This window comes from Brevundimonas sp. (assembly GCF_031082345.1).
In the GTDB taxonomy this organism is placed as follows: domain Bacteria; phylum Pseudomonadota; class Alphaproteobacteria; order Caulobacterales; family Caulobacteraceae; genus Brevundimonas.
Genome location: NZ_JAVHLH010000193.1, coordinates 1 through 5,647, shown reverse-complemented (window position 1 = coordinate 5,647; position 5,647 = coordinate 1). Strand labels below are relative to the sequence as shown.

The following is a 5,647-nucleotide window of genomic DNA, read 5'->3' as shown; positions in this document are numbered from 1 at the left end:
CGGCCGGCTTGCCGGCCTGGAACTCCTCCATGGCGGTGCGCTTGCGGGCGCGCATGTCGTCGGCCAGCTTGTCCATGTCGAGACCGGCCGAGCGCGCCTGGCTGAACATGCCCTCCGAGCGCATCTCCTCTTCCTTGACGTGGTGCTCGATCATCTCCGACAGCACCTTGACCTTGGCGTCGTAGAAATCCTCTTCAGGACCGCCCGCCTCGATCTCGTTGATCAGCTGTTTGGCGCTGTCGTGCTCGACATAGGCCTCGTTCAGCAGGTCCTCCTCGATCTGGCCGCGGCAGGCCGGATAGAAGATCTCCTCCTCGAGGATGGTGTGCACCTTCAGCTCCAGGCAGGCCTGCTCGGCCAGCTGCTGTTTCTTCGCCTTCGAGGTCGCCTTTTCGAACTGCTCGAAGATGTCCTCCACCTTGCGGTGGTCGGCCTTCAGCATCGCGATCGCGTCCATCTCTTCGTAGGTCTGGGTCATGTCGTATTCTCCTCGGAACGGGCGGGGTATGGCCGCTTAAGTCCCGGCAGGCGCGCGTGTTCCCGAGACGGGACAAGGTGAGAATCGTTCTCGCGATCTCAGGCCCCGGGGTGTTCGCGAGCGGACATTCTGGCGCCCGTCGGCCCGTTTCCGCGTCCGGGTGATACGACCGGAATTGACGCAGGCGCGGGGTAGGGTTCGGTCTGTCCGTCGGCTTCGACGGGTAGACGGGGTAGACTCGATCCACTGTGTTTTTTCCCGGAACCGTCTACCTGCGGCGGCGAAACGGGCAAAATACTTGACGTTGACGTAAGCGTAGGGTTTCTGGCGAGCGAGTTTCGAATCCGCACCCTGTCCCTCATGCAGCGAGGCGCCGCGCGCCGAGCGTCAGGGACCCCAAGGAGAGACGCACCCATGACCGAGGCCTATATCTACGACGCGGTTCGCACCCCGCGCGGCAAGGGCAAGAAGGACGGCTCCCTGCACGAGATCACCGGCCTCAGCCTGGCGACCCAGGTGCTGGAGGCCCTGCGCGATCGCAATGACCTCGACACCTCCAAGGTCGACGACGTCATCCTCGGCTGCGTCACCCCCGTGGGCGAACTCGGCGCCGACATCGCCCGCACCGCCGTCCTCTCCGCCGGCTGGGCCCAGACCGTGGCGGGCGTCCAGATCAACCGCTTCTGCGCCTCGGGCCTCGAGGCGGTGAACATGGCCGCGGCCAAGGTCAAATCCGGCGAGGCCGACTTCGCCGTCGGCGGCGGCATCGAGGCCATGAGCCGGGTGCCGATGGGCTCCGACGGCGGGGCCTGGCCGGTCGATCCGTCCTCGGCCTTCCCGACCTATTTCGTGCCCCAGGGCGTCTCGGCCGACATGATCGCCACCAAATACGGCTTCAGCCGCGACGACGTCGACGCCTACTCCATGGAAAGCCACAAGCGCGCCGCCGCCGCCTGGGCCGACGGCCGCTTCTCGAAATCAGTCATCCCGGTGAAGAACCAGCTCGGCCTCGTCCAGCTGGACCGCGACGAGACCATCCGTCCCAACACCGACATGCAGACCCTCGGCGCCCTGAACGCCTCCTTCGCCATGATGGGCGAGATGGCCTTCGACAGCGTCATCAACCAGCGCTACCCCGAGGTCGAGCGCGTCAACCACGTCCACACGCCCGGCAACTCCTCGGGCATCGTCGACGGCTCCGCCGGCGTCCTGATCGGCACCCTGGAGGCCGGCCAGGCCCTCGGCCTCAAGCCGCGCGCCCGCATCGTCGGCGCCGCCTCGATCGGCTCCGAGCCCTCGATCATGCTGACCGGCCCCGAGTTCGTGACGAAGAAGCTGCTCGCCAAACTCGGCATGACCACCGCCGACATCGACGTCTGGGAGCTGAACGAGGCGTTCGCCGCCGTCGTCCTGCGCTACATGCAGGCGCTCGACATCCCGCACGACAAGATGAACGTGAACGGCGGCGGCATCTCCATGGGCCACCCGCTCGGCGCCACGGGCGCCATGATCACCGGCATCGCCCTCGACGAACTGGAGCGGTCGGGCAAGTCGACCGCCCTGATCACCCTGTGCATCGGCGGCGGCATGGGCACCGCCACCGTCATCGAACGCGTCTGAGCCGAGGGATTTTGACCATGGAAAACTTCAAGATCGACGTCGACGCCGACGGCATCGCCCTGATCACCTTCGACGTCCCCGGACGGTCGATGAACACCCTGACCTCGGGCGTGATGAAGGAGATTCCGGAGTGGGTCGAGCGCATCAAGACCGACGACGCCATCAAGGGCGCGGTCCTGACCTCAGGCAAGGCCTCGGGCTTCTGCGCCGGCGCCGACCTCGGCGACATGGCCGGCGGCATGCTGGCCGGCGGCTCGCTTCAGGACGCCTATGACGCGGGCTGGAAGCTGAACGGCGCCCTGCGCGCGCTCGAGACCTGCGGCAAGCCGGTCGCTGCGGCCATCAACGGCCTGGCGCTGGGCGGCGGCCTCGAACTGACCCTGGCCTGCCACTACCGGGTCGTCGGCGACGACAACAAGATCCAGCTCGGCCTGCCCGAGATCAAGGTCGGCCTCTTCCCCGGCGGCGGCGGCACCCAGCGGCTGACGCGCCTGATCGGCGTCCAGGCGGCGATGACGGCGATGAGCGCCGGCTCGTCGTGGCGCCCGAACGACGCCAAGGGCGCCGGCGTGGTGCACGAAGTCGTGGCGAAAGGCTCGGAAGTCGACGCGGCCAAGGCGTGGATCAAGGGCGGCGGCAAGGCCGTCCAGCCGTGGGACGAAAAGTCGTTCAAACTGCCCGGCGGCGGCCCCTACCACCCGGCCGGCATCCAGAATTTCCTCGTCGGCAACGCCATGCTGCGCAAGCAGTCCTACGGCAACTACCCCGCCGTGCTGAACCTGATGAAGGCCGTCTATGAAGGCGCCCAGGTGCCGATGGACGCGGCCCTGCGCATCGAGACCCGCTACTTCATCAAGACCCTGATGACGCCCCAGGCCCAGGCCATGATCCGCTCGCTGTTCCTCAGCAAGCAGGAGCTCGACAAGGGCGCCGTCCGCCCCGCCGGCGTGCCGAAGTCGGACCCGAAGAAGGTCACCGTCATCGGCGCCGGCATGATGGGCGCGGGCATCGCCTATGTGCAGGCCCTTGCCGGCATCGAGACCATCCTGATCGACCGCGACCAGGAGGCCGCCGACAAGGGCAAGGCCCACGTCGCCGACCTGCTGAAGAAGCGCCTTTCGCGCGGCCAGATCACCCAGGAGAAGTTTGACGCCCTGCTGGCCTCGGTCGTCGCCACGACCGACTACGACCTGATCAAGGGCTCGGACCTGGTCATCGAGGCCGTGTTCGAGAACCGCGAGATCAAGGCCGATGTTACGAAGCGCGCCGAGGCCCAGCTGGCCCCCGGCGCGGTGTTCGGCTCCAACACCTCGACCCTGCCGATCACCGGCCTGGCGGAAGCGTCCGTCCGCCCCGAGGACTTCATCGGCATCCACTTCTTCTCGCCCGTCGACAAGATGATGCTGGTCGAGCTCATCCTCGGCGAAAAGACCGGCGAGGCCGCGATCGCGAAGTCGCTCGACTACGTCATGAAGATCAAGAAGACCCCGATCGTCGTCAACGACGGTCGCGGCTTCTACACCTCGCGCTGCTTCGGCACCTATGTCGCCGAGGGTCTGGCCATGCTGGAGGAGGGCTACGCCCCTGCCCTGATCGACAACATCGGCCGCATGACCGGCATGCCGCGCGGTCCGCTGGAGATGCACGACGACGTCGCCCTGGACCTGTCGGTCAAGATCGCCAAACAGACCCAGGAAGACCTCGGCGACGCCTATGAGCCGCTGCCGGGCTGGAAGATCGTCAAGACCATGGTCGAGGATCTCGGCCGCTATGGCCGCAAGAACGGCAAGGGCTTCTACGACTACGACAGCAAGCCGAAAAAGCTGTGGTCCGGCCTGTCCGACCTGGCCCCGGTGAAGATCGACGACTCCACCCCCGAACTGGTCGAGGACCAGAAGCGCCGCCTGCTCTACCGGCAGGCGGTCGAGGTCGCCCGCTGCTGGGAAGAGGGCGTCATCGACGACCCGCGCGAAGCCGATGTCGGCGCCATCCTGGCCTGGGGCTTCGCCCCCTGGACCGGCGGCCCGATCACCATGATCGACCAGACCGGGCTGAAGGCCTTCGTCGAGCAGGCGGACATCTATGCGGAACGCTACGGCGACCGCTTCACGGTCCCGCAGCTGCTGCGCGACATGGCCGCGAAGGGCGAGACCTTCTACGGCAAGTTCGCCGGTCAGAAGGCGGCGGCCTAGAGGTTCACCACCTCGAAGCCGTCCTCGGCCTGCAGTCGCTCGGCCAGCGCCGAGCGGTGGCAGCCCTCGTGGTCGGCCTCGAAACAGAGCAGGGCGGTCGGGCGGTCCCTGGCGATCTCGCGCAGCCGCTCGAAGGCCAGCTGCGACGGCGGCTCCTGCATGTGCTCGGCGAAGATCGCGCGCATCTCGCCGATCCGGCCCTTGCGCGCCGCGTCCCGTCCGGCCTTGGGCGTGCCGAGGTCGCGCAGGTGGACATATTCGATCCCCGCCTCGGCGAGGCTCGACCCGAGAACCGTCTTGGAGAAGCCGGCCCGGCGCGACGCCGCCACCGCCCGCACATCGGCCAGCACCTGGACGCCTGCCGTCTTCAGCCGGTCGATCACCGCCGTCTGCGGTTCGCCCTCATAGCCGATGGTGAACAGCTTCATCCTCGTTCCTCAGGGCAGGGCGCCGCCCTCGATCGCTTCGTCCACGCAGGACTGCAGCTCGGCCCGGTATCCGTCGGGTTCGGCGGCCTTGCGCTCCGGCATGGAAAGCGCGAGCCGGGTCCGCTGTTCCTCGGTCCATGCCCCGGGAGCGTCGTCCTCGGGCAACTGCGCCGTCCACCAGCTGCGGATGAACCAGCTCGGCCCGGCCACCATGCCGGTCTCCCGCTCGGCCTCCGCGATCATGGCCTCGACATGGGCAAGACAGAGCTCGGCCCGGGGCGGCTCGGGATCGGGGCTTGCAACCAGCACGGACACTAACAGGGCGGCGATGATCATGACTTCCTCCTGATCCGGAGCTTGACGGACCGTTCGTGGTAAGGCGAGTCCGATGTCCGCCAGACTCAGGAACCGTCAGATGCGCCGCACCCTTCTTCTCACCCTGCTCCTCGGTTCCGCCGCCTGGAGCGCCCAGGCCCAGGAACTGCTGATCCACGGCGGGACCATCTACACCGGCGTCGACAGCCAGCCGACGGCCGAGGTGGTCCTCGTCCAGGACGGCCGCATCGCCTACGTGGGCCCGGCCGCCGGCGCGCCTTCGGTAAGCTACGCCGAGGCGCTCGATCTGAAGGGGGCGGTGCTGTTTCCCGGCTTCACCGACGGCCACGCCCACCTCGACGGCATCGGCTGGCGAGAACTGACTCTCAACCTCGAGGGCTCGAGCTCGGTCGCCGAGGCCATGGCCCGGCTGGCGGCCTGGGCCGAGGTCCATCCGGGCGGGCCCATTGTGGGCCGCGGCTGGATCGAGACCCACTGGCCGGAGGGGCGGTTCCTGACCCGCGCGGACCTCGACGCCGCCGCGCCCGGCCGCGTCGTCCTGCTGGGCCGAGCCGACGGCCACGCCGTGGTCGCCTCGAGCGCCGCCCTGGCCG

General features: G+C 68.0%; 6 protein-coding genes. 3 read left to right on the top strand and 3 right to left on the bottom strand.

Annotation, left to right across the window (positions count from 1 at the left end):
• A partial coding sequence (locus tag RDU12_RS11825; protein ID WP_308684758.1) for a hemerythrin domain-containing protein occupies positions 1-478 on the bottom strand: 478 nt, incomplete at its 3' end.
• 414 nt (positions 479-892) lie between these two features.
• On the opposite strand from RDU12_RS11825, the gene RDU12_RS11820 reads away from it, so the two are divergent.
• Positions 893-2,098: an acetyl-CoA C-acetyltransferase gene (locus tag RDU12_RS11820; RefSeq protein ID WP_300291195.1), complete on the top strand. Its 1,206-nt coding sequence runs from the start codon at positions 893-895 to the stop codon at positions 2,096-2,098.
• Positions 2,099-2,115: 17 nt separating this feature from the next.
• Positions 2,116-4,290 (top strand): 3-hydroxyacyl-CoA dehydrogenase NAD-binding domain-containing protein, encoded by a 2,175-nt coding sequence (locus RDU12_RS11815; RefSeq protein WP_300291193.1) that lies wholly within the window; start codon positions 2,116-2,118, stop codon positions 4,288-4,290.
• On the opposite strand, the gene RDU12_RS11810 is transcribed toward RDU12_RS11815, so the two are convergent.
• Both RDU12_RS11810 and RDU12_RS11805 read right to left on the bottom strand, forming a co-directional pair.
• Complete coding sequence (locus tag RDU12_RS11810) at positions 4,287-4,718, bottom strand: DUF488 family protein (RefSeq protein ID WP_300291191.1); 432 nt, start codon at positions 4,716-4,718, stop codon at positions 4,287-4,289. The two genes, RDU12_RS11815 and RDU12_RS11810, sit on opposite strands and share 4 nt — an antisense overlap.
• 9 nt (positions 4,719-4,727) lie before the next feature.
• Positions 4,728-5,054, bottom strand: a complete 327-nt coding sequence (locus RDU12_RS11805; RefSeq protein WP_300291190.1) for a hypothetical protein — start codon at positions 5,052-5,054, stop codon at positions 4,728-4,730.
• Between the two features lie 79 nt (positions 5,055-5,133).
• Here RDU12_RS11805 and RDU12_RS11800 point away from each other — a divergent pair.
• On the top strand, positions 5,134-5,647 hold a 514-nt coding region (locus RDU12_RS11800; RefSeq protein WP_308684754.1), incomplete at its 3' end, for an amidohydrolase family protein.